This is a genomic window from Sporosarcina sp. A2 (assembly GCF_050858885.1).
Classification (GTDB): Bacteria; Bacillota; Bacilli; order Bacillales_A; family Planococcaceae; genus Sporosarcina.
Genome location: NZ_CP193898.1, coordinates 3242366 through 3266778, shown reverse-complemented (window position 1 = coordinate 3266778; position 24413 = coordinate 3242366). Strand labels below are relative to the sequence as shown.

The 24413-nt window shown below is 43.0% G+C and carries 24 protein-coding genes and 1 riboswitch; of the genes, 11 read left to right on the top strand and 13 right to left on the bottom strand.

Annotated features, from left to right (window positions below):
• Positions 1-58: 58 nt before the first annotated feature.
• The 8 genes from ACRPI0_RS16620 to ACRPI0_RS16585 all read right to left on the bottom strand — a co-directional run bounded on the left by ACRPI0_RS16620 (position 59) and on the right by ACRPI0_RS16585 (position 9104).
• Positions 59-961 (bottom strand): chemotaxis protein, encoded by a 903-nt coding sequence (locus tag ACRPI0_RS16620; RefSeq protein ID WP_432353915.1) that lies wholly within the window; start codon positions 959-961, stop codon positions 59-61.
• 456 nt (positions 962-1417) lie between these two features.
• On the bottom strand, positions 1418-2179 hold the full coding sequence (locus ACRPI0_RS16615; protein WP_432353914.1) for a PepSY domain-containing protein: 762 nt from the start codon (positions 2177-2179) through the stop codon (positions 1418-1420).
• Between the two features lie 43 nt (positions 2180-2222).
• A complete protein-coding gene (locus tag ACRPI0_RS16610) occupies positions 2223-3578 on the bottom strand; it encodes a sensor histidine kinase (RefSeq protein ID WP_432353913.1) in 1356 nt (451 codons plus the stop codon).
• A 4-nt stretch (positions 3579-3582) separates the two neighbouring features.
• The gene (locus ACRPI0_RS16605) at positions 3583-4272 is read right to left on the bottom strand and encodes a response regulator transcription factor (protein ID WP_432353912.1); all 690 of its coding nucleotides are present in this window, start codon (positions 4270-4272) and stop codon (positions 3583-3585) included.
• Between the two features lie 168 nt (positions 4273-4440).
• Entirely contained in the window at positions 4441-5268 is an 828-nt protein-coding gene (locus ACRPI0_RS16600) for an undecaprenyl-diphosphate phosphatase (RefSeq protein WP_432353911.1), read from the bottom strand.
• Between the two features lie 6 nt (positions 5269-5274).
• Complete coding sequence (locus ACRPI0_RS16595) at positions 5275-5892, bottom strand: DedA family protein (protein ID WP_432353910.1); 618 nt, start codon at positions 5890-5892, stop codon at positions 5275-5277.
• Positions 5893-6239: 347 nt separating this feature from the next.
• Positions 6240-7853, bottom strand: a complete 1614-nt coding sequence (locus ACRPI0_RS16590) for a long-chain fatty acid--CoA ligase (RefSeq protein WP_432353909.1) — start codon at positions 7851-7853, stop codon at positions 6240-6242.
• 102 nt (positions 7854-7955) lie between these two features.
• Complete coding sequence (locus ACRPI0_RS16585) at positions 7956-9104, bottom strand: thiolase family protein (protein ID WP_432353907.1); 1149 nt, start codon at positions 9102-9104, stop codon at positions 7956-7958.
• A 198-nt stretch (positions 9105-9302) separates the two neighbouring features.
• Here ACRPI0_RS16585 and ACRPI0_RS16580 point away from each other — a divergent pair, with 198 nt between their 5' ends.
• From ACRPI0_RS16580 to ACRPI0_RS16560, 5 genes are all read left to right on the top strand, one after another.
• Entirely contained in the window at positions 9303-9650 is a 348-nt protein-coding gene (locus tag ACRPI0_RS16580) for an ABC transporter permease (protein WP_432353905.1), read from the top strand.
• Between the two features lie 12 nt (positions 9651-9662).
• A complete protein-coding gene (locus tag ACRPI0_RS16575; RefSeq protein WP_432353903.1) occupies positions 9663-10271 on the top strand; it encodes a PspA/IM30 family protein in 609 nt (202 codons plus the stop codon).
• A 110-nt stretch (positions 10272-10381) separates the two neighbouring features.
• The gene (liaF, locus tag ACRPI0_RS16570) at positions 10382-11083 is read left to right on the top strand and encodes a cell wall-active antibiotics response protein LiaF (protein WP_432353902.1); all 702 of its coding nucleotides are present in this window, start codon (positions 10382-10384) and stop codon (positions 11081-11083) included.
• A complete protein-coding gene (locus tag ACRPI0_RS16565; RefSeq protein WP_432353900.1) occupies positions 11080-12126 on the top strand; it encodes a sensor histidine kinase in 1047 nt (348 codons plus the stop codon). The genes liaF and ACRPI0_RS16565 overlap by 4 nt, the downstream gene beginning before the upstream one ends.
• Complete coding sequence (locus tag ACRPI0_RS16560) at positions 12101-12736, top strand: response regulator (protein ID WP_432353898.1); 636 nt, start codon at positions 12101-12103, stop codon at positions 12734-12736. The genes ACRPI0_RS16565 and ACRPI0_RS16560 overlap by 26 nt, the downstream gene beginning before the upstream one ends.
• 46 nt (positions 12737-12782) lie before the next feature.
• Here ACRPI0_RS16560 and ACRPI0_RS16555 read toward each other — a convergent pair whose 3' ends face one another.
• From ACRPI0_RS16555 to ACRPI0_RS16540, 4 genes are all read right to left on the bottom strand, one after another.
• A complete protein-coding gene (locus ACRPI0_RS16555) occupies positions 12783-14693 on the bottom strand; it encodes a mechanosensitive ion channel (RefSeq protein WP_432353896.1) in 1911 nt (636 codons plus the stop codon).
• A 164-nt stretch (positions 14694-14857) separates the two neighbouring features.
• Positions 14858-15124 (bottom strand): hypothetical protein, encoded by a 267-nt coding sequence (locus tag ACRPI0_RS16550; protein WP_432353894.1) that lies wholly within the window; start codon positions 15122-15124, stop codon positions 14858-14860.
• 126 nt (positions 15125-15250) lie between these two features.
• The gene (locus ACRPI0_RS16545) at positions 15251-17479 is read right to left on the bottom strand and encodes a histidine kinase dimerization/phospho-acceptor domain-containing protein (RefSeq protein ID WP_432353892.1); all 2229 of its coding nucleotides are present in this window, start codon (positions 17477-17479) and stop codon (positions 15251-15253) included.
• A 153-nt stretch (positions 17480-17632) separates the two neighbouring features.
• The gene (locus tag ACRPI0_RS16540) at positions 17633-18325 is read right to left on the bottom strand and encodes a response regulator transcription factor (protein WP_432353891.1); all 693 of its coding nucleotides are present in this window, start codon (positions 18323-18325) and stop codon (positions 17633-17635) included.
• 144 nt (positions 18326-18469) lie between these two features.
• Between ACRPI0_RS16540 and ACRPI0_RS16535 the strand changes: the two genes are divergently transcribed.
• Positions 18470-18643: a hypothetical protein gene (locus tag ACRPI0_RS16535; protein WP_432353889.1), complete on the top strand. Its 174-nt coding sequence runs from the start codon at positions 18470-18472 to the stop codon at positions 18641-18643.
• Between the two features lie 634 nt (positions 18644-19277).
• Here the strand turns inward: ACRPI0_RS16535 and ACRPI0_RS16530 are convergent.
• Positions 19278-19496, bottom strand: a complete 219-nt coding sequence (locus tag ACRPI0_RS16530; RefSeq protein ID WP_432353887.1) for a KGG domain-containing protein — start codon at positions 19494-19496, stop codon at positions 19278-19280.
• A gap of 134 nt (positions 19497-19630) precedes the next feature.
• Positions 19631-19675: riboswitch (PreQ1 riboswitch) on the top strand.
• 9 nt (positions 19676-19684) lie between these two features.
• Here ACRPI0_RS16530 and ACRPI0_RS16525 point away from each other — a divergent pair.
• From ACRPI0_RS16525 to ACRPI0_RS16505, 5 genes are all read left to right on the top strand, one after another.
• A complete protein-coding gene (locus ACRPI0_RS16525) occupies positions 19685-20170 on the top strand; it encodes a QueT transporter family protein (RefSeq protein WP_432353885.1) in 486 nt (161 codons plus the stop codon).
• A 13-nt stretch (positions 20171-20183) separates the two neighbouring features.
• Complete coding sequence (locus ACRPI0_RS16520) at positions 20184-20414, top strand: excisionase family DNA-binding protein (RefSeq protein ID WP_432353883.1); 231 nt, start codon at positions 20184-20186, stop codon at positions 20412-20414.
• Positions 20415-20902: 488 nt separating this feature from the next.
• On the top strand, positions 20903-22402 hold the full coding sequence (locus tag ACRPI0_RS16515) for a BCCT family transporter (protein WP_432353881.1): 1500 nt from the start codon (positions 20903-20905) through the stop codon (positions 22400-22402).
• A 226-nt stretch (positions 22403-22628) separates the two neighbouring features.
• Positions 22629-23765 (top strand): betaine/proline/choline family ABC transporter ATP-binding protein, encoded by a 1137-nt coding sequence (locus ACRPI0_RS16510; RefSeq protein WP_432353879.1) that lies wholly within the window; start codon positions 22629-22631, stop codon positions 23763-23765.
• A complete protein-coding gene (locus ACRPI0_RS16505) occupies positions 23758-24411 on the top strand; it encodes an ABC transporter permease (RefSeq protein ID WP_432353877.1) in 654 nt (217 codons plus the stop codon). The genes ACRPI0_RS16510 and ACRPI0_RS16505 overlap by 8 nt, the downstream gene beginning before the upstream one ends.
• Positions 24412-24413 lie beyond the last annotated feature (2 nt).

Sequence of the window (24413 nt, the reverse complement as noted above, 5' to 3'; positions counted from 1 at the left end):
AGTAAACCACCGACTTGGTATGCATGGCAATAAAAACTTTAATACGCCAAATACTCTATTAAAGTACGTACTGATCGATCTTCAAGACAAGTTCCGCTATTTCAGGCTTACTGATTTGTTCGTCAGCACCTACACTTGTTCCTTTGTGCTTCAAATCGTCTGTTATTAACGAAGAGAAAATAATAACGGGTAGTTTCGCAAGACCTTTATGATCCCGGATTCTTCTCGTGAAGTGATGACCATCCATTTGTGGCATTTCAATATCCGTAATGACCAATTGGATCGTATCTGCTACGTCACCTATCTCCGCTAATTGTTCCAAATACACTAGTGCATCTTTACCATTTTCAAAGAACTCCACACGTTCATAACCTGCTTCAGAGAGCGTAGTCTGCAGTAGTTTCCGCAAAAGTGGAGAATCTTCTGCTACAAGCAAGCGCTTGTCTGAACGCTCACGCTTGCCAAGCTTATGAATCTGCTCCACGCGAATTCCAGTTTCCGGGCTAATCTCCATAACAATCTTTTCAAAGTCGAGCAACAACATCATGTCGCCACCAAGCTTGATGACACCGATGACAGGGGACGTCTCAGCAGAGTATGCACCTGTTGGTTTCTCGATTGCATCCCATGAGATTCTGTGAATCATCGTCACATTGTGTACGTGGAAAACGACTTGTTGCTTGTTGAATGACGAAACGATGTACTTGTCGTTTTGAGGATTCGCAGATGGTCCCATTCCCAAAACAACCTCCATACTAATGACTGGAAGGATTTCCCCACGTAGCTGAATAATCCCCTCTACTGCCGGGTCTGCGTGAGGGATCGGAGTTATCGGCATTGGCACGATAATCTCTTTTACTTTTATAACGTTAATGCCGTAACGGCTTCCCGCCACCTCAAATTCAACGATTTCGAGCTCATTTGTACCACTCTCTAACAATATCCCGCTTTCATAAGCCATTGCATTCAGTCCTCTCGTGTAGTTGCCTATTTACGTTCGTCACATGCTCCGCCGTTCTATGCGAAGCGGCTCTATTAGTCTATTTCGGCATAAAGTATGCCATGATTGAGGGCTCTTCACTGATTTTCTCAAATTGTGCGTATCTGTTGGCAAAACTGTGTCAGTAGATTAGGCGCATCCCATTCAAAGAATGCGCATAAGTTGTCAATCTAGCTTAACGAGTTTGGTACGCGCTCATTAAACTCGGAATTCGCTCATAACTCTTAGTTTGTGATCTTAACTCTGCGATTCCGCTCATAATTCCAGGATTGTGATCATAAATACACAATTCCGCTCATAACCTCCGAAATGTGATCATAACTCTACCAATTCCGCTCATAAGCCTTAATTGACTGCACAATAAAACCGACCAGCGCTAGCTGATCGGTTCGAGTTCATTCATCATTCCTAATAAAATCAGTCATCCCAAGTGACAGACATGATTTTGCCCGATATTGCGTGAATCTGGTACGTTGCTTCGTCTGGCCCATCGTCAACATCAATTTCAATTTCAACAAGATAATAGCCGCCATCAGAAGTGTTAACGAAGTCCACGTCATCTACTTCTCCATTCAACTGACGCAACGCAATTTGAACGGCTTGTTGTTCCGTCAGCATCACTGTTTTCTGTGGCGCTGGCTTACTGACAGGCGGCTTCGTTTGCGGGTTTTGTTGAGGCTTCGGCTGCGGTTTAGGCTCTGGTCTTGGCTGCGGCTTAGGCTCTGGTTGTGCCTGAGGTTGGACTGGAGCTGGTTTTGGAACTTCAGGCTGCACTTCTGGTTCCTGTTTTACCGGCTGAGCAGGTAGCGGTTCAGGTTTCTTTACTGAAGTCTCACCCTTTTCTTTTTCAGCTTTTTCAGCTTTTTCAGCAAGCAGCTTCTCTTTCGCAACTCGTTCTGCTGAAGGTTTTTCTAACACCATGGACAACACTTTTCCTGTCTCCCCATCAACACGTAACTCATAGACCAATTCTTTACGGACAAGTTTTGCACCATATATATCGTTGTTCAATAATAAGTCGTTCACTTCACCGTTGTACATCATTTCTAATTGGTTTTTAATCATGTCAGACGGAATTGTGTCTGCGTGAGAAACGATGCTCTTCATGTAAAACATACTCGCAATAACAACGAGTAGCACGAGACTGAATGGCAACAAATACTTCCTGCCTTTTTTCATATCGATTCACCTCTCATGTAGTGTACCAAGAACACATTAAAATTTACTGAGAAGGTAAAGTTTTTGGCAACCAAATAATCACTTCAGTCCCTTTACCTTCTTCACTTTCAATATCGAGCTTCGTCCCTAACCCAATTGCGATTTCATTTGCGATGGCCAGTCCCAATCCTGTTCCTCCCGTTTTCCGGTTACGGTCTTCATCTACCCGATAAAACCGATCAAACAAAAATGGAATATCTTTTGCAGGAATACCTTTTCCATAATCTCGGATACGTATACGGACAAAGTCTTGCTGTTCATCAATACGGATGTCGATTTCACGCTGACTGTATTTCCGTGCATTATCAAGTAGGATAATACACAGTTGCTTTAAATGGGTTTCATCTGTTGATATAACCATTTGATCCGGACCCGAAATATGAATCTCTCGCCCATAAGCGCTGGTGATCATACGTGATGCTTCATCAACGAGAGCACGGATATCTGTCTCTTCAAAAACATACGAAGCAGGCTCGTTATTACGTGCAAGGTCCAACATTTGCTCAATCATTTCCTTCATCCGTTTCGTTTCATTCCGAATTGCAGTGAGCGCTTCTTCGGTAATCTCCGGCTTGTCCATTCCTCGACGTTCCAAAAGCCGAGCATAACTATCAATGACCGTTAATGGTGTTTTTAGTTCGTGGGAAGCATCCGAAACAAACTTTTCCTGTTTGCGGTAGTTCTGCTCAAGCTGGATCATCAAATCATTGAACGTCTGCCCCAATTGCGCCAGCTCATCCTTCCCGTTATCGGGAACCGCTATTTGCTGGAATGTGCCTGATCGACGGCTAGCCGTCATCGCCTGGATAAGTTTTTCAATCGGCTGCGTAACGATCCGTCCTAGTGTGATACTCGAGATGATGATTGGAATCATGGCAAACAGGGTAATCCCAATCATTACCATTCTAAGTAGTTTCAAATTGGCTTTCAAATCGGTCAACACTTGCGTCATTTCTAGCTGTACAACTTCTCCCGTCGGCCAAATTGTCGGAATCGCAATAGAGAGTGCTTCGTATCCATTGAAAGGAACAATTGTATATTGTTCATCCTTATTTGGAATCGGAAATTTCTTATCGAACCCTTCCATCGATTGGACGGCTAAAATATCCTTCCCCTCTTCATCTACTACCCGAAGAGCACCATTTGGCGGCACATATGCACGCAAAATAATTTCTGCCTCTTCTTCGTCCGTCATTTTACTTAAGGCGACTGTCAATTCCTTCGCGCTTCCAAGAAGTTGACTATATTCTGTTTTATGTTGCGTCCGGTCAAACGTAAAATAGATCCCTAAATTGCTAAGAATGAGCAATATCAACATCATCAGTGTAGAAAGAGAGTGAATTTTATTTTTAAGTTTCATATCATCAATCCTTCAGTGCATATCCAACGCCTCGTACAGTATGGATGAACGAAGGACCACATTGAGGATCGATCTTCTTCCGTACGTACCTAATATAGACATCGACTACATTGGTATCTCCATAATAATCATAGCCCCACACCGCATCGAGTAATTGCTCCCTCGTCAATACCTGGTTCGGATGTTTCAACAAATGAAACAGCAAATCATATTCTCTTGGTGTTAATTCGATTGCTTCTCCTCCACAACGGACTTCACGCGTCTGGTCATGAATTGAAATGCCGTTAAACTCATGTAAATGCGTGTCCTTTTGCTCAGGCGTACCTTTTGCTGAAAATCGGAGCGCCGAACGGATTCTTGCGAGCAGCTCTTCAATTTCAAATGGTTTGGTCACATAGTCATTGGCCCCTAAGTCAAGTCCTGTTACTTTGTCTTCCATATCACTTTTAGCTGTCAATAGAATCACAGGCGTCATCTTTTCATCTGTCCGAATCCTTCTCAAGACATCCAATCCATTGATTCCCGGTAGCATCAGGTCGAGGAGGACGAGCTCCCATTCTTGTTCCCGATACATAATTAATCCATCTGTTCCTGTATGACATATCGACACGTCGTACCCTTCAAATCCAAGTTCAAGTTGAAGAACACGTGCGATACTTTCTTCATCTTCAATAATTAAAATTCGTTCAGCCATTGTCGCTCACCTTTTCTGTCGCTTAGTCTTCAGAGGTCGTTCAGTAACGCCACCTAATTATTACCCAAGTGAAAGTTTTCTTTAATTCTATCAGTTTTTAGTTGATTAGGAGAAGTTAATTGCAACCATAAAAAAGAAGCATCCCGCGAGTTAAGGCGGGCATGCTTCTTAAACGAATACGATAATCGCTAAAACAATCGCAAGTACGATACGATAAATTGCAAATGGAACGAGTTTCACTTTTGAAATCAGTTTCAGGAAGAAGCGGATCGACAATAGTGAGAATGCAAATGCGCTGAGGAATCCTACGATGTAGAAGGAAATGTGATCCATCGATAAATACTCCCAGTTTTTCATCACAGAGACAAGACTTGCCCCCATCATGATTGGAACCGCCATGATAAACGTGAAGTCTGCTGCGGTTCTGTGGTTCATTCCGAATAGGACACCACCTGAAATTGTAGCACCCGACCGCGAAAACCCTGGCCACAAAGATAAACATTGAACGAGTCCAACGGTGAATGCTTGACGATATGAAATTTGGTCAAGCGTCGTTACACGCGGAGTCTTCGGTCCAAATCGATCTGCAACAATCATTAGAATGGCTCCTGCGACAAGCGCGACGATAACTGTTTCAACACCGAACAAATAATCATCGATCAAATCTTTCAGAGCAAACCCTAGGACAACGGCTGGCAACATGCCAACGATTACATGTAGTAAATTGAAACTTTGGCTCGCCTTTTGACCTTCTACTTTATAGAGACCAACTAAGCTAAATAACCGTTTCCAGAACACGACAACGACGGCTAATATTGAACCGAGTTGAATGACGATTTTAAACGTGATAGAAGGATATTTCCCTAGAAACTCTTCACTTTTCAACCACATATCGTCAACGATAATTAAATGACCTGTTGAAGAAACAGGCGCGAATTCCGTCATACCTTCAACAAACCCTAACAAGAGCGCTTTTAGAAATTCAAATAAATCCATAGATTCTTATACCCGCTTTCTGCGAAGTCTGACATACATAATGCATGCAACCGCTCCGCCAATTCCTATTAAAATATACACAACGTTCGAATAGATGTCCATATATTGGACGACCGAATCTAAGTTTGCCCCGAGTTTGAAACCTAAGTAAATAAGTACACTATTCCAAGCCAAACTTCCTAATGCTGTGAGAATGATGAAAAGTGGAAAATTCATCCCTGACATTCCTGCAGGTATCGAAATTAGACTACGGACGAGTGGAATGACCCTACAAATGAGTACGGTCCATGGTCCATACTTATCGAACCAGGCGTCCGCCCGCCGGATATCCTTGCGCTTCAATCTAAGCCAACGGCCATATCGATCCGTTAGTCGTTCGAGCCTCGGAACGTCCAAAAACATGCCGATGCCGTAAAGGAACATCGCACCGACTACCGAGCCAATTGTCGCAGCTACAATCATCCATCCCATGGATAAATGATGAGATGCCACTAACACTCCACTGAACGTTAATATTAGTTCAGAGGGTATCGGTGGGAAAAGGTTTTCTACAAATATGAGTGCAAGTACGCCATAATAGCCGTATTCCGCCAAAAGGTCCATAATCCAACTGTCTATGTGCATGCACTCCCGTCACACGTTGTTAATAATCTACACTTCATAAGATTGAGTTGCTCTTTGTCGCGAGACTTGATCATAAATCACGATATTTGCTCATAAATCCTCAATTGTGATCATAACCCACGCTTTCCGCTCATAGATCCCCAATAGTGATCATAAACTCACCCATTCCGCTCATAACTCACAAAACCTCATAACACCTTTGCACTTAGCTTGTCATAAAGACGACATCCCCCGCTACAAGTTTCGCATAACCTCTAGTAGTTTACGAAACAGCTGTACAATCTATGACAACAGCACAACAAAACCCGTCCAGCACTATTCGCCAGACGGGCTCCATCTATTCACACTTATTTAACAACAATTAGTTGTTTGCGTAATTCCGCTTTCAAAAACTTCCCGACAGACGTTTTTGGAATCTCTTCCATAAAGACAATATTGTCCGGAACCCACCACTTCGCAAATTGTCCTTCCATATACGTAAGTAACTCCGCTTTCATAGCATCATTCGCTTCCTGTCCTTCTGCGAGTACGACACAGCCAAGCGGGCGTTCTTGCCACTTCTCATGTGGGACAGCAATCACAGCAGCCTCAAAGACAGCATCATGTGACATCAAAGCATTCTCTAAGTCCACCGACGAAATCCATTCTCCGCCACTCTTGATCAAGTCTTTCGTTCGATCTGTCAGTTTCAAATAGCCGAATTCCGTCATTACCGCAATATCGCCTGTATACAGCCAGCCGTCTCGGAATGCTTCAGACGTTCGCTCATCTTTATAGTATTCGTCCGCAATCCAAGGACCTCGAACCGCAAGTTCTCCCATCGTCTTGCCATCCCACGGAACTTCACCATTTTCGTTGACGATTTTAACGTCTAATCCAGGCATCACAAGACCTTGTAGTGCACGCAACTCAATTTTTTCATCCATCGTGACGTCATCCATTCCTGATGTCAATACTGATAGACTGACAAGTGGAGACGTTTCCGTCATTCCATACCCGACAATGAACGGCACCTTGTACCGCTCCTCAAATGCTCGAATTAGACCTTTCGGTGAAGCGGAACCTCCGCAAACAATCGCACGTAACGAGGACAAATCACGTGGTTTTGCATCTTGTGCTTTCAGCACAGCGAGCCAAATCGTTGGAACACCTGCCGTGAGCGTCACCTTTTCCTGTTCAATCAAATCTAGCAATAGATCTGGAATAATCCCAGGGCCAGGCAGTACTTGCGTAGAACCGAAGAACACTGCAGCAAATGGCAGCCCCCATGCATTAACGTGGAACATCGGAACGACTGGCATGATGACATCTCGCTCATTCAATCCCATCGCATCTGCCAACCCGAGCGCATAACTATGAAGCACAATCCCGCGATGCGTATAAACGACACCTTTCGGATTTCCCGTCGTCGCAGACGTATAACACATTCCTGCAGGCGTGTTTTCATCCAAATCCTCAGGGAATTCAAATGCATCAGAAGCATTTTCTAGAAGCGCTTCGTACGCATAGACATTCGGTAAAGATGTATCGGGTACCTCTTTGCTATCTCCCATAATAATGTAGTGTTTCACTGTCTTTAACAGCGGTGCTAGCTTTTCAAGATGAGGGAACAAATTATCGTCCACTAAGAGAATCTCGTCCTCTGCGTGATTGATGACATACGCAATATGCTCTGGAGACAACCGAATATTGACCATATGCAAAATCGCTCCTGAACAAGGCACACCAAAGTATGCTTCCAGATGGCGATGATGGTTCCATCCAAACGTCGCTACTTTCGTTCCATGCTCCATGCCAAGTTTTGTTAGTGCATCTGCAAGTTTACGTGTACGTTTTGCGAACTCTCGGTACGGAATACGATGAATTGTATCCACTGCAGTACGTGAAATAATGAGCTTCTCCGGAAAGAACTGTTCAGCGCGTCGGATGAACGACGTTAAATTGAGTGGTGTTTGCATCATGTTGGCCATCTCCCTTTGTCCTGAAATTGGTTTGTACGTGTACTCATAAGTTCTTTTTACAAATCGTACAAGTACGTCATTGCTATCCTATGCACAAAACCCTTAAAGCATTTCAATGACGGTTGCGTTTGCCATCCCCATTCCTTCACAAATCGCAAGCAACCCATAACGGCCTCCGGAATGTTTCAATTCATGCATGAGGGACACAAGTAGTTTCGTTCCCGTCGCTCCAAGTGGATGACCGAGCGCAATCGCCCCACCGTTGACGTTCAACTTTTCGAGATTTGCTCCCGTTTCCGCTAGCCACGCAAGCGGAACAGGGGCAAATGCTTCATTCACTTCGTATCGATCCATGTCTTCAATCGTCAATCCCGCCTTCTCGAGCACTTGTCGGGTTGCCTCAATTGGACCTGTCAGCATAAGTGTTGGATCTGATCCAACAACTGTACGTGCAACGATGCGAGCAATAGGCTGTACACCAAGCGCTTCCGCTTTATCTCGACTCATGAGTAATACCGCAGACGCGCCATCACTCATCTGACTTGCGTTGCCAGCTGTTATCGCACCCTGTTCATCGAATACCGTTTTCAATCCAGCGAGCGCTTCCAGTGTTGACTCAGGTCGAGGTCCTTCATCCACTGAGAACAGTTTCGTATTCCCCTCTTGGTCAATCACCGACACCGGTACAACTTCTTCAGCGAAACGACCTTCCTCAATCGCTCGCATCGCTTTCTGGTGACTGTCGTATGCAAACTGATCGAGCGCCTCACGCGATAACTTCCATTTAGATGCAATTCGTTCCGCGGAAAGACCCTGATTAATGATTTCGTATTGTGAGGTGAGTTTTGCACTTGGCTTTGCAGCATGCATGTTGGAAAACATTGCTTCCCTCGTCATACTTTCAACTCCACCCGCTATCACCACGTCCATGTCTCCACTAATAATTGCCTGAGATGCAAAGTGAACCGCCTGCTGACTCGATCCACATTGACGGTCAATTGTCACGCCAGGAACTGTCACAGGAAACCCGGCAATTAACGATGCGGTACGAGCGACATTTCCACCTTGCTCACCCGATTGCGTAACACATCCCAAGATGATGTCGTCTGTTTCATCTTTCGCAACACCAGCGCGGTCCATCAGTTCATTTAATAGTAATGCCGCTAGTTCGTCCGGTCTTGTGTTCGCTAGACTTCCTTTTCTTCTCCCTACAGGCGTACGTAAGCCAGCCACGATTACTGCTTCTCTCATTTTGACACGCTCCTATATTAGAATAGTCATATTTTTCTAATAACTATACCAATGTTTGAGAGCGTTTTCAATCCTTGTTTCATAGGTTTGCATCTAACTCAGCCTAAAGTATGAGACAAATCTACACACGTAGCCGGTTTAGTGAAACTGCAATCTGTTTTATGATTAGAATACAAACGAAGGGAGGCACCACAAATTATGAAAAAAATCGCATTAGTCGTGCTAGGGATTATTGCTGCGATTGTAGCACTCGTAAACATTGGGTCCATCATCGCACTTGCACTTTCGGCAGTTGCAGCATTCGCAGGATGGTACAACTTCAGAAAAAGCGACTCTAAAGTAGGACGCGTACTCTGGGCTATCATTCTACTCGTCGGAGTGCTTACAGGTATTTCTAACATCCCTGCATTCATCGGCCTTCTCGCGGCAATTGGTGCATATTATGCTTGGCGTACTTGGAAATTGAACCACCGGACAAATACAAATGTAATCGAGGCAGATCCATTCACAAAGTTCGAAAAACAATGGAACGAATTCAAAAAATAAGGAGGACTTCAAATGAATGAACTATGGTATAAATTCAAATTCGCCGTACAAGAAGACATCGAACACGTAACAGCAAAACGCAAGTCGCAGAACGCTGCTGATGTATTAAATGAAACTATTAAAGAAGCAGAGCAACAAACGAAAGCTGTCGGAAAACTTCTGGATCGTCAAAAAGTTCTACGTGACGAGGTAGTTAAGGAACTACTTGAAGCTGAACACCTGACAGACAAGCGCACAGAACAACTTGCGCTAGCAGAAGCAATGGGTGAGGAAGAACTTATCAACTACGCAAAAGATGAAGTCGAAGCCTACAGCCTACGCACCGACGAATTACGTTCACTAGAAACGGACACAACCGAATCCATAATTGCATTGGAACGTCGTTTTGAAAGCATGAAGCATAAAGTAAAAGACATGCAAGTCCGCCGCTTGAAGTTGATGGGTGAAGAGAATGCCAAACGAGCAAACATCCGCATGGATCGCATCTTTGCTGCCGATATGAACCCTTCATCGGATGAATTCACTTCAAATTCATCCACCAAAGACGGAGACATCGCGTCTATGCGAAACCGTCTCGAAGGTTTGACAGCAGAAGAAGCAACCTTCGAGAAAATCGTGTAAACTAGTTAGACAGCAACTAGCTGTCCGGGTAATCGAGGACGTCCTTGACCGCTCGGCAGTTTTTTTCTTATTAAACAATCATATACTGACATTAGAAAGGAGTGGATACCATGAAACGAACGATTACTGAGAGCACAACGCTATGGTTGATAGGCTTTGTATTGCTCGTATTTGTAGAAGCAGTTTTATTCGGAAATGGTAACGTCATCTTCTTCTTTCTAGGTGCCATTGCCATCTATTTCGGACTTCAACGACGCTCTAAATGGTTAGTAGTAACAGGCGGTATTTTTATCGTCATCGCCTTACTATCTTTATGGAGCTTGCGTTTACTAATCTTTGCGATACTCCTCTATCTCGTCGTCCGCTTGTGGAAAGGAACGCCTGCTGAAGAAATCATGCGTCCTTTAAAAGAAGTAAAAGCCGAGACACCGAACGGTATTTGGAAAGATCGGCTCTTCTCTCGCCAATCCACACCATTCACGTCATATGAATGGCAAGATATTCATGTACAAGGCATCGTCGGTGACTTCTATATAGATGTCACAGATACCGTCCTTCCTAAAAACACGTCACTCATCTCCATCCGTCAAGGATTTGGACGCGTAAAAATTGAGTTACCGTATGATTTACCAGTCCGCATTCACTGCTCCGTATTATTCGGTGAATGTCGATTATTCGATCTAACACCAAAGCGACTGCTGAACGAATCGATTCATATGAAAGACGGCTACGACCGTCCTATTGGAGATGAAGCCGAACTCATCATCTCCCTCTCTATTCGTTTCGGGGATGTCGAGGTGATCCGTAAATGACTGGTTTTTTCTGGAGAGCCATTCTGTTATCTACGTTACTCATTACCTTCTGTGGCTTTGGCCTTTATTACTTCATTGAATTTGCGCCTACTTTAACATGGCAGCAACTCTACAATGAGGAATTTTTCGAGGTGCCACTTGGTATTTGGCTACTTATTATTCCAGTTGTTTTTGGTACTTTTCTATCGTATTGGATGTACAGCATCGCTCGTGGAAAAGAAAAAACGATTGAACGTAGGCTTAACCAATTAGCAGAAGACAGCGTTCACGCTTCGAACAAAGGTATTTCAAGAAGATTGACTCGTACGATTGAGTCCGTCTCAGAAGTACTGGAGACTCAAAAAAAGAGTTTGCAGCGCATTACGGATACACGCGCCGAAGACCAAGACCAGCTCATTCATGAGCGGATAATCGAAGAGCGACAACGACTTGCACGCGAGCTCCATGACTCAGTCTCTCAACAGTTATTTGCAGCTTCTATGCTTTTGTCTTCCCTAACGGAGACACCTGAAGAAACAACGCTTCATAAACCGTTGCTCCAAGTTGAACGAATGGTACAACAAGCACAACTCGAAATGCGCGCCTTGCTACTTCACCTACGGCCTGCAATCCTTAATAGTAAATCACTCAAAGAAGGGCTAGAGGAATTACTAACAGAACTACGCGAAAAAGTAACGTTTACCATCCGATTCCGTTTAGAAGACGTGCCACTTTCTAAAGGAGCAGAAGATCACCTCTTCCGAATCGCACAGGAAACGCTATCGAACACGCTTCGACACGCACAAGCAACGGAAGTCGATGTCGTATTCATAGAACGGGATGGGTTAGCAATTTTCCGCGTACAGGATAATGGGATTGGATTTAGCGAATATAGTGGTAAAGGGGGGTCGTACGGTCTCCAAAATGTCAAAGAGCGTGCGGTTGAAATTGGGGGCGTCTGCAAAATTGTATCCGTCCCTTCCCAAGGAACTATAGTTGAAGTGAAATTACCACTTCGGACAGAGGAGGAGGAAGTGCATGATACGCATACTACTCGCAGATGATCACGAAATGGTTCGTATTGGGGTATCTGCTTATCTAAGTACTCAACCGGATATGGAAGTCGTTGGCGAAGCAGTCGATGGCGGCGAAGCGGTTGAAAAGGCACTTGAACTACGACCCGACGTTATTTTAATGGATATGGTCATGCCAATTATGACGGGTGCTGAGGCAACGATAGCGATTATCCAGCAATGGCCGGAAGCAAAAATCATCGTCGTTACAAGTTTCCTAGATGACGACAAAGTCTATCCAGCGCTAGAAGCAGGCGCTTCCAGCTATATTTTGAAGACGTCGAACGCTAAGCGCATCGCACAAGCAATCCGCGAAACCGTCGACGGTCAATCTGTCTTGGAACCGGAAGTGACCGTCAAAATGATGAAAAAAATGCGAAGCGGAGGATCTGACCAACCACTCCATGAAGAGTTGACACAACGTGAACTTGAAATGTTGTTGCTGCTCGCACAAGGAAAGTCCAATCAGGAAATTGCGGATGAACTATTTATTTCTTTGAAAACCGTGAAGACGCACGTCAGTAATGTCCTATCAAAACTTGAGGTCCAAGATCGGACACAAGCAGTTATTTATGCATTTCAACATAAATTAGTCCACTAAAAAACGCACAATACGGGAGTTTCCCGACTGTGCGTTTTTCCTATCCTTAATTATTGTTGAGATCATCCTTAGGTTTCTGATTGTTCCACTGATCATGTGCTTCTTGGTTAAATCGACTTTGCTGAACGTGGTCTCCATATGGATATTCTTCACCTGGTTCTACTTCGTTATACCCCGTATCTACGTCGTCTTGTGTAAACGCAATTGGGTCATTTCCTTCAAAGTTCTCAGCTGGTGGAAGATTATTATTCACATCAGAATGTGCAGGTCCTCTTAAACCATCTTCAGGATTCCCAGGAATATAATCTGAAGGAGGAGCCGGTGGTGCTTGCGTAGTTGCTCGTTTCATTTCGTCTTTTTCTTGTTGCATCTGTGATTTTGTAGCTTCCATTCCATCTTTTGCTTTTTGCATCGTTTGCTCTGCATCTTGCTTCATTTCCTCTTTTTGTTGTTCCCAGTTTTCTTTAGAAACATCAACGTCTTGTAAGCTTGACTCCATTTTAGACAAGTAATGAGATGCGTGATCGCGACCGCCAAGTCCGAATGCTAGTCCGAATGCTAACGCAACACCACCCAAGATGAGGATGAAAGCAGCATTGATAATCGCGGGTGCAATCCCAAGCTGACTAAGCGCCATGAAGAAAGCAAACGCTAGAATCGCATATTTCGCTACGTATCGAAGGACATGTGGATTTCCTGACTTCGTTTGCATAACACTTCCAATGAATTTCTCAGCAAGGTTCGCAAGCCAGAAGCCAACTGCTAGAATAAGTACAGCAGCAAGCACCATTGGCAAGTAGGCAAAGATTGCAGTTGCCAGTGTCACCATAAATACAAGTTGTACAAGTTGAAGCGCTTCTACAACAAACAGTAGAATGATGACAATTTGTACAAACGTTCCGATGACGGATGAAACCGTAAAACTACCTTCACGGTTCGTTGTCTTGACACCCATTTTGTTAGAAAGTGAGTCAACGCCTAGATTAGCAAGTAATGATTCCACAATACCTTTAACCCACTTCGCTACATAAACACCAACAAGTACTAATGCAATTGCAACGACAATCTTCGGAAGCATAACCATAATGTCGTTCAACATTGCAATGGCAGGTTGTGAAATCCCTTCTAAGTCAAGGACCTCAAGTGCTGAAATCGTAACAGGAATCAAAATCAAAACGAATACGATAGTTCCAATTACTTTTGAAATACTTGTCCCTTTGACAGCAGAAGAAACCTTTAGCTTATCACCAATTTTATCCACTCCAATTGACTCGAGAAGCTTTGTCACAATCATGCGGATAATTTTAGCTATAATGATTCCAACCAAAAAGATAAGCGCAGCCCCAACTAATTTAGGGATGAATGCAACAAATCCTGTTAATAGGTTTTCAAATGGACCACTTACTCCACTTAGACCGAGCGCATTCAATACCGCCGGAATGAAAAGAAGTAAAATCAGATAGAACGCAACATTCGTAGCCGTCGAAATCCATTTTGCTTTATCTACAGACTCTGCAGATCCACCTACTTGAGACACATATTTATGCACATTCACTTTGTGTCCTGCAGATAAGATCAGGTTTTTCACGACTGTTGCGAGTACCCAAGCGAGTAGCAGAATAAGAACTGCTTTCAGAATTCCAAGTACTGCACCGCTAAGTCCTGCAAATACATTCAAGAACGGTGAAGAAATTGTATTAAGGTCCATCATATTAAAGAAGATGAGGATAATGAGTAGTAAAATACCAAAGAATACTATCTTGCCTGCAATTCGATCGGCACTCCACTTTTGGTGTTGCATACTCAATCTTTCGTTAACTCGACCTTTTTTCATGGCCTTCACTACTACGTTTTCTACAACTTTAGCGATGATAAAACCAATAATAAGTACAATGATGCCGAGCAGTAGCTCCGGTAACCAACCGAAAAGGTTCGAGTAGTACGGGTCTCTGAACATTAAAATCCTCCATTCTAGTAGACAGTTTCTAGTACCCTATTCCTACAAACGGAGTTTAGTAAACTTGAGAACGAATAGATTGTTCAAAATCGAAAGCAGCTATAGAGCCGATAGCTGCTTTCCAATCCATTATAAAAACCAGCGGACTGGGTGCATCAGCTGGCTTACGTAGTCGGTTTGGAATCGTTCCATTCCTTATGGGCTTTATCATTTTGGGTACGTTCTGAAGTATTCTGTTCATTTTCCGTAAAGATGGATGGAGTCTGTTCCCCGGTCTCATCATGTTCGTTCTCTCTAAACTCTTGTGTAAAGTTCGAATCGGCAGGATCAGATAAAGGTAGCTCATCTGTCGGCCGTGCCACTTTTCCCTGTTTCTTAACTTTCGGTTCTAAGTCATGCTTATTTGGATAGGTACCGTCTTGAATCGTCATTTCAATCGCTCCCCTCCACAGCCAGTTGTTTAAACAGGCCTTGGTTATCCTACTAGTATCCCCTGGTTTTGTTGAATTTAAACGTAAAAAGAGACTGCAGGCATTGCCTTCCGCAGTCTCCTTCCGTCACGCTAACGGCACTCGTACCGTCACTTTAAACAAGTCACCATCCACGTCAATCACCATCGTGCCGCCATGCATTTCGACGATCGATTGTGCGATAGCAAGACCAAGTCCTGAACCATCCGTATGGCGCGATGCATCACCTCGCTTGAAGCGATCGTATAACTCATCAACGTTTTCATTCAACTCGTACGCCGTGATGTTTTTAACGACCAATTCTGCATTGCCGCCCGTGTCACGTAACGTTACAAACACGCGTGTCCCTGGGAGTGAATACTTCAATGAGTTTCCAATCAGGTTATCAAGCATACGCCACCACCGTTGCCCATCAATCACGGCAGGCATTGGTTCTTTAGGTACCGAAACTCTAAAATCGAGTGGGATTTCAGCCATCTTTTCGGTATGTTCTCCTATCGCCTGTTGAACAAGTTGTGTTAGATCGACACGTTGTTTATATAACTCCATTGTACCGCTCGACATCTTAGACACTTCAAACAAATCCTCGATCAGGGTTTTTAAACGTTGCGATTTTCGGTCCAAAACATCTACGTATTCTGTACGCTCTTCATCGGATAAATTCGGATTTTTCAATAAATCCGTATATGTGATGATTGACGTTAGTGGTGTACGTAAATCATGGCTCACATTAGTGATCAATTCCGTTTTCAAGCGTTCACTTTTCGCTTGGCTACTAATCGAACTCTCCACACCTTCACGGAGATTGTTTAAATTCGCGGCGTGTGTAGCAAATGGGGATTTGCCGATCACTTGGATATCACTGTTAAGCTTTCCAGCTGCCATATGCTCTGTCGCTATCAGAATTCTGCTCAAATACCCCATGCGTCGCATATAGATGAATAAGATTGGTAATCCGATGAACAGCACACAAAATGCATAAATCATGAACAGAGTTCCGTCAAACGTAGATCCCACAAAACCAACCCCTGCAAAGAAGAACCCGAAGAGAAGAATGAGAGTTTGAATCGCAATCGATCGGTTTAAGAATACCTCTTTCATACTGGCTACCAGTTGTATCATATAGCTATTCTTAAGATCTCTTTCGAAGACCCCTGGCTGCTGATAACGCGTCATTGCATTACCAATTTGGAATGTTAGAAACGCAATAACAATGGCACCCATCACGAACATAAATACAGCATTTACAATGCTAAATGAATAGCCTCCAATTGCCATGTTATTCATCTTAAAGGATACATTCCTTGTGAAATTCAATAAGCTTAGAAGCAAGATTAGAAAAATTCCAACCTTCACATCAATTCGAAGTGCATCATACCGTTTCGTTGAGGGTAGATCGACAAACCAAGTCCATTTGAATTTCCATATCGTAAAGAGCGCAATAAGTGCTGCAATGCCAGCAATCCCTGATACAATGAGCATAATTCTAATAGATTGGTGTTCCCTCACTTCCTCGTAAAGCACTCCACCTTGCTTGAAAACTGAAGAAGGAACAACAACGAAACCTTTATAAAGTATAGTAGCAGGAGAAATAGCATCCATGTCGTCACTGGATAATGCCACACCTATCTCGTTATGCAATTCGTCACTATACGTTGAGACTTCGTAGCTGCCAACATAGAAATCACTATACATGCCTACAGCCTTTAAATAACCAGTGTCCCCAGTAAACTTCCGTTCAAATCCAAATAACCCGTTGGTTTCCCATTTCTTATGGACATCTCCACCCGCAACTGGAGTTAAATCATATGCGATAGGGATATTTGAGGTACTGGTATTAGTGCTATTTTTATAATCGTGTACCAGTCGTGCCAATTGACGCTTCTTTCCACTCAAAATCTTCTTTTCCACATAAGTATCATCCTCAAAATTCTTTCGGATGTCTTCAATCTTGCTATCTCGTTCATCCACCAACGCCTGCTTGACTGTGGGCTTCGATTCCGCTTCTCGAATGCGGTCTTCATATTGGATCTGGATGGTATCTATTTGTTCTGCCAAGCTACCGTAATACGTCCGATAAGACTCGATTTCAGAAGGTGTGACGGACAATTTTTTCTCAGCCGTTTCCAAGTCAATAGGGTTCAGTACAGTGCGGCCTAGCTCGTTGTATATATCATCCATATGATTTTGAAATTGTGTCGATTGCGTATAGCTGGTAAAAATCATCGCAGGCCCTCGGCTCGTTAGTGTAACAAGGCCGCTGATCGCAACTGCTACCAGTAACGCCCATATAAATATCGGTGTGTATCGTTTCATCACACAGTGCCTCCTCTAATAATTTGGATGAAATACGTCACCGTGCGCGTCGTTCTGGCGATGCCATTGCTCGTTAGCTCAGTGATATGAGGGAAGCAATAGACGATACTGCCGAGCGCAATAATTATAGAAGCAATTGACCAGAGTAGTGCACTAGTATTTTTCGATTTTGTACCCAACGCCCCATACCACCTTTATATATCTTGGATTTTTCGGATCGACTTCAATCTTTTCACGGATTTTACGGATATGAACCGCCACGATGTTTTCAGCATTGTAAGCTTCTTCGTTCCATACACGCTCATAGATTTCATTTATGGAAAACACTCGTCCAGGATGCTTCATAAGCAACTCCGTTATCTTGAATTCGATCGGCGTCAGTTTGACCGGCACGCCATCCAGCGTAACCGTTTTTGCTTCTTCGTCCATCACCAGTCCGTCGATTTCAAACGTAGTCCCTCCTGCATATGTACCAAGTTGAACGTAACGACGCAATTGTGACTTCACACGCGCCATCAATTCCATTGGCTGAAATGGTTTCGATACATAGTCGTCTGCACCCACAGAAAGTCCATGGATTTTATCCGACTCTTCTACTTTTGCACTGAGCATAATAATTGGAACGTTTTGCGCTTCTCTGATTTTGAACGTAGCCGTTATGCCGTCCATATTGGGCATCATGATGTCGAGAATGAGTAAATGGACTTCTTCTGTCTTAAGTAAATCCAACGCTTCTTGTCCATCTGCTGCCTTAAGCACGCGATATCCTTCGTTTTTCAAGTAAATCTCTATACCATCTCGGATTTCTTTGTCATCATCCGCCACTAAAATCGTCATTGCCGCCATGTCCGCACCTCTTTCTTGCTCGATAGTTTTATTGTAACAGGGACTTCTTAACATTTGAGAAGGGAAAGTATGAAGAATTTCTTAAGATAGGTTAGAGGATGATTCTATTGAAGATGCACATACTTTTCAATGGAGGTGATTTCGATGAAAAATGAGGAGAAACGTAAACAGAAAGCGAAGCTACCCAGTCGTGAAGAGTTCGGTTATGGCACGGATCTGAGTCCAGATGATTTTGATGTGATTGGAATGAATGATGCAGCGAAGAAAAAGAAGAAAGCAGCGAAAACGGGAACAGAACAAAAGAAAACAAAAAGATAGTAATTAAGCACAATCCTTTGTCTAAACAACTGACAAGGATTGTGCTCTTTCTTTTGAACGATTGCGCTTAGACCATTCAATTGGTTAGACAGACAGATGTGGAAAAAAACCACTTCTAATGAGGATTGAAAGGATGCTCACCACTGTCTGCCGATCAAAAGTTCTTCCTTTCAATTGTTCCCCACCTTCGCAAGCAAAAACTAAATACGTTGAAATTTTATTACTTTTCGTTATGCTATCCATAGAACACACTACGTCCTGTATAAACAAAAAAACGGAAGGAAATAGTTCATCTCCCGCCCCGTAATGGGGAATCAGTTGTTGTTATGTTGCTCGGATCTTGCTTCGCCGCCTTTACGGCCTGCTTCGGAATGACTCATCTATTCTGTGTCACTTTAGCTAGAGTTGTTTTAATTGCCACTAGCTTCTCCATCCTATTGTCCAATCTCTTCACAGAATTTTTTACCTTTCACTATCGGATTTGCCTCTTCGCTTAGTTTACCTGCTTCTTCGTGAGTCATCTTACCATCGTTATCAGTTGCTGTGTGTAATTACTCCTAGATTTCGATTGATTTAATGCATGTTTCTTGTTTGCTCGATTATTCTATTTCAAAATATATAATTTTATTTACCCTTACTCTTTTTTATTTCTTCGATGTTCAGAACGTGCTACGCCGCCCTTTTGTCCAATTTCTTCATAAAATTCTTTTCCATGGGTTTGCGCGGTTGCTTCTCCCCCTTTTTTTCCGATTTCTTGATAGAACTCTTTATCATGTTTTTTAGCTGTAGCCTTGCCTCCCATGCGGCCTGCTTCGCTTCTAGTCATTTTTTCCTTACTTTCTTTATCTTCCATATTCAGCCCTCCTAAATTAATTATTCCAGTACGAGTTACACAGTATATTCCCAGTTCTAGTCGGAACAAACGTAGGTCCTGCTATTTGTGTACTGTACGAATTTTTCATTCAGTGCTAAACTGAATAGCGTTCAAATTACGTGGTTCGAAATCCTCCCACGAAAAAAAACTAAGGAGCTTATAATAGAATGAAAACCAAAACACTCGCAATAAGTGGGATCATTGGCGCACTATATGTGGCCGTTATGATTGTCTTAGCACCATTCGGTTTTACGAACATCCAGTTCCGTCTTGCTGAAATCTTTAATCATCTTGTCGTTTTCAACAAAAAATATTTCGCAGGCATCGTTATCGGTGTTTTTGTGTCGAACTTACTATTATCGGAAGTCGGCCCCATTGACCTTCTATTTGGTGTCGGCCATACGATTATTTCGTTAAGCATTACCATCTTTCTTGTGAAAAGAATCTCAAGTCCTGTGAAGCGTATGCTCGTCAATACAGCCGTATTCACGACAACGATGTGCATTATTTCTTGGCAACTACATCTAGTGCTAGGCTTCCCGTTCTGGTTAACATGGTGTTACCTTGCGATCAGTGAATTTATTGTCATGGCAATTGGAATTCCACTTATGCACACATTAAACAAACGTTTGCCGCTTTCAAAATTGATTTGACGGAGGATGAGATATGTATCTGACGATTGAAGAAACGGCTGCTAAACTAGGCATGCCTGTTGAACAAGTACGTCAATATGTATTGGACAAGCGAATCCGTTCAGTCCATGACGGTACTCAGTTTTTGATAAATGAAAGTCAATTTGGTCTTTACTTTGAACAATTAGAGCAGCTCAAACAACAAATTGACGAATGGCGTAGCGAACCAATTCCGCCTGACCGTGATATTAAGGACGAAGATTAAAAAACTGCTTCACAATCAGTAATGCTGATTGTGAAGCAGTTTTTTTGATGATACTCGTTGAACACTTGGATTTTGAGGATATCGGAAGTTTCAAGTGAAGAACCGGCATCAGCAAATCTGGAATCCGAACTTTAAAATAACTAATCGTCATCAGTATACAATTCAAGGTCGTTTCAGGGATTAATTGGGGGCGCTACGCTTGTTTTTATCAGGCTATAATCACTTTCCATGTGTTATGAGCGCTTTCCCCTGGTTTATGATCACTCCTTCGAATTCACGAGTATTTCGATCAACTTTGTGGCGCGCGATGAACTTTATTTTGTAAAACGCTCTAGATGAGGTTTACCTTCATTGAATACTGTAAATAATATAAACAATCTATAACCTTAGAACTCCCATCGGGAATGTTAGCTGTTCGGTTGCACTTCTTTAGAATCAATAGTATAGTGGTAAACTGCTTACGAAAACATCGTCACTAAGGGGGAACCATGAGAAAAATATCAAATGTCTTTTATATAACAATTGGTCTAATCGTCTTGGCCGTTGGCTACGGTGTGATTGATCCAGAGCGTTTTGAAGCTGGAACTGGCATCGTAAAAAACTTCGTGTCCACTGCGTTCGGTTGGTACTACATGTTATTAATGACGCTACTCGTTGGCGTTAGTATCTACTTAATCTTTAGCCCGTATGGAAAAATACGGCTAGGGAAAGACACGGATCGTCCACAATTCTCCACAATTACCTGGATTGCAATGCTATTTTCAGCTGGAATGGGTATCGGACTCGTCTTCTATGGCGCAGCTGAACCACTTTCACATTTCGCTGTTAACCCTGCGACTGCCGAGCCTGGAACGAATGCGGCTTTCAGAGAATCCATGCGTCAAACTTTTCTTCATTACGGAATCCACATTTGGGCACTATACGGAATCGTTGCGCTATGTTTAGCGTATTTCCAATTCCGCAAAGGGGAACCAGGATTAATTTCAGCAACACTGAAGCCGATATTTGGCAACAAAATGAAAGGGCCTTGGGGAACTATGATCGACGTTCTCGCAGTCTTTGCAACGTCATTCGGCGTGGCCACGTCTCTCGGCTTTGGCGCTGTTCAAATTAATGCCGGCCTGAACTATCTGTTTGGGTTTGAAATCGGTATACGGTCCCAATTCATTATTATTTCCATTGTTACTGTTCTGTTCATTATGTCAGCATGGTCTGGACTCAGCAAAGGAATTCGATATCTATCTAATACGAACCTTGTATTAGCTCTTGCCCTACTCGGTTTCATGCTTATTTTAGGACCGACATTGCTTATTATGAACATCTTTACAGATTCAATGGGTGGCTATATCTCTCACTTTATCGACTTGAGTTTGAGTACCGCTCCACTGAATGCCGGTAATCGGGAATGGCTCGATGCTTGGACAATCTTCTACTGGGCATGGTGGATTTCTTGGGCACCATTCGTTAGTATGTTTATCGCTCGTGTTTCAAAAGGACGCACAATCCGTGAATTCTTGGTGGGCGTATTACTCGCACCTAGTATTCTTAGTTTCATTTGGTTCTCTGCGTTCGGAACGACTGCGATTGAGATTCAAAAGTCAGGTGCTGCTGATCTTGCATCCGTTAACACTGAGCTTGTGATATTTGAGATGTTTAGTCATTTACCTTGGGCGACGCTCACTTCTGCGTTTGCAATTTTACTCATTACATCGTTCTTTATCACTTCAGCAGACTCAGCGACCTTTGTACTTGGAATGCAATCGACCTATGGTTCGTTAACTCCACCTAACAGTGTGAAAATGATATGGGGACTGATTCAATCGGGTATTGCTATTATCTTGCTATCCGTTGGCGGTCTTTCCGCGTTGCAGAATACAATTATTATCGCTGCTCTGCCATTTTCGTTCATCATCCTGTTTATGGTCACCGCGCTCTTTAAAGAGTTGCAAAAAGAGACAAAAAGCTCACGGCATTCTAGAAATAAATAATTTAGAATTCCTTAGAGGATGGCATCGGTAACCCCGTTGTCATCCTCTTTTCGATTTTATTAATCCCCTATCACCCCTTTAAATGGTCAAGACTTTCCATCCCACTCTATTTTTCTATGTTATGCTTGCTTAGCCGAGTCATTTTTCTGAAATTTCTCGAAAGTGGGTTATTCGATTATTTGTTCTGATCAAAAAAAGGTTGCCCCATTATTAAAAGGAGGTAGACATGCTCAAATTTGAAAACGTAACAAAAGAGTTTGAAGACGGTTTCAAAGCCGTAGATTCAGTCAGCTTTGAAATCAAAGAAGGTGAATTACTCGTACTGATCGGACCCAGTGGTTCAGGTAAATCCACAACGATGAAAATGATTAATCGAGTGATTTCTCATACTAGTGGAGCTATTACTATTAACGGGAAAGATAACAAAAGCTATAATGTAGCTGAACTTCGTCGCAATATCGGATATGTTATTCAACAAATCGGCCTTTTCCCTCATTACACCATCCAGAAAAACATCGCAATTGTTCCTCAACTAAAAGGTTGGAAAACGAATGATATCATCACTCGCGTGACCGAACTACTCGAATTAGTCGGGTTGGATCCTGAAACTTATGCAAACCGTTATCCAAAAGAACTATCGGGTGGGCAACAACAACGGATTGGGATTGCCCGTGCACTTTCTGCGAATCCCGATATCATTTTAATGGATGAACCCTTCAGTGCACTCGATCCGATTACACGTGATCAGCTGCAAGGCGAACTCATCTCTCTTCATAAAAAGTTGAAGAAAACGATTGTCTTTGTGACCCATGACATGGACGAAGCGTTAAAAATGGGTGATCGTATTGCAATTATGAAAGGCGGTAAGTTGCTTCAGATTGACACTCCTGAAAAAATACTAAGAGAACCCGCACATGGATTTGTAGAAGAATTTATTGGGAAACATCGGATCATTCAGAACCCTGGACTTATGCCTGTAACAGATATTTTGGCAGAATCCATAATCACCTCTCTTCCACAACGATCTCCTGAAACTGCAATTTCACTTATCCGTAAGCACAAAACAACAAACCTAGTGATTGCTGATGAATCCAATAAACTACTTGGCATTGTGACTGCCCACGACATTATGAAGAATTTAGATGGTATTCAACATATATCAGAAATTATGATACCTGCTGAACCTTATTTACTTAAGTCTGCCACAGCAAAAGAAGCGATTATTATGATGGATTGTGCACCACTCGGCATGATTCCCGTTGTCGACAATGCTCATAAAATTATAGGTCTCGTCACTAGAGGCTCCTTGCTTTCAGCGATGTCCAGTCAATGGACAGAGATGGAGGCTGATTTAGTTGAATAATTTAACTATCTGGCAACAACTTATTCAACAAACACAATTACGTTGGAGAGAAGTTATCGAGGCTACTTCTATCCATATCCAGCTTGTATTCTTCTCCATGATTATCGCAACGATTCTTGCAGTGGCACTCGGAATCTTAGTAACACGTGTTCCCGCTCTTAAAACACTTGTACTTGGCGGAACTGGTGTGTTGCAAACAGTACCAAGCTTAGCACTTCTCGGTTTTATGATTCCTATCTTTGGAATTGGTGTCAAAACGGCAATCGCTGCTTTATTTCTCTACTCATTGCTCCCCATTATGCGAAATACGTATACCGGCATTAAAGATGTCGATTCTGCCACCATTGAGGCTGCCAGGGGAATGGGAATGACGAGTATGCAAATTTTGTTCAAAGTCGAACTACCTTTAGCTATTCCGGTTATTATGGCTGGTATTCGGACGGCCGCTGTCATTAACGTCGGAAACGCAACGCTGGCAGCGTTCATCGGAGCTGGTGGACTAGGAGATTTCATTTTCCTTGGAATCACACGTGGAATTGATGGACTAATTCTACTTGGGGCTATTCCCGCAACTCTACTCGCTATCCTTCTAGAGACATTCTTTAGCGGGGTAGAGCGTTGGACCACTCCGAAAGGATTGCGATAACT